This window comes from Pseudomonas sp. SIMBA_041, from assembly GCF_046535095.1.
Lineage (GTDB): Bacteria > Pseudomonadota > Gammaproteobacteria > Pseudomonadales > Pseudomonadaceae > Aquipseudomonas > Aquipseudomonas mucoides.
The window spans coordinates 1-268 of the sequence record NZ_JAWRXJ010000362.1; the positions used below are offsets into that span (position 1 = coordinate 1).

Sequence of the window (268 nt, forward strand, 5' to 3'; positions counted from 1 at the left end):
ACATAAGAAGCCGACTGACGTAGACATCCCGGGATGGATGCCTTGGACGCAGGCGCAATGGGACGCCTGGCTGGCGAAGTCGAGGCAGCTTGTTGCCGACATGGCTGCATTGGAAGCTGCGGGTAAGCGTGGTGAGCGCAACGCGCTGATCGCCGCCAATGGCGCACATTGGGGTGCGCTGAAGGAGTGGATGTTGGCGCTGTCCGGTGGAAAGTGCTGGTTCTCTGAAGTGAGGGAGCTGTATTCACACTACGATGTGGAACACTTT

The 268-nt window shown here is 58.6% G+C and carries 1 pseudogene; it reads left to right on the forward strand.

The features are described from left to right. A pseudogene (locus SB725_RS31495) lies at positions 1 to 268 on the forward strand (hypothetical protein); the annotation flags it as partial.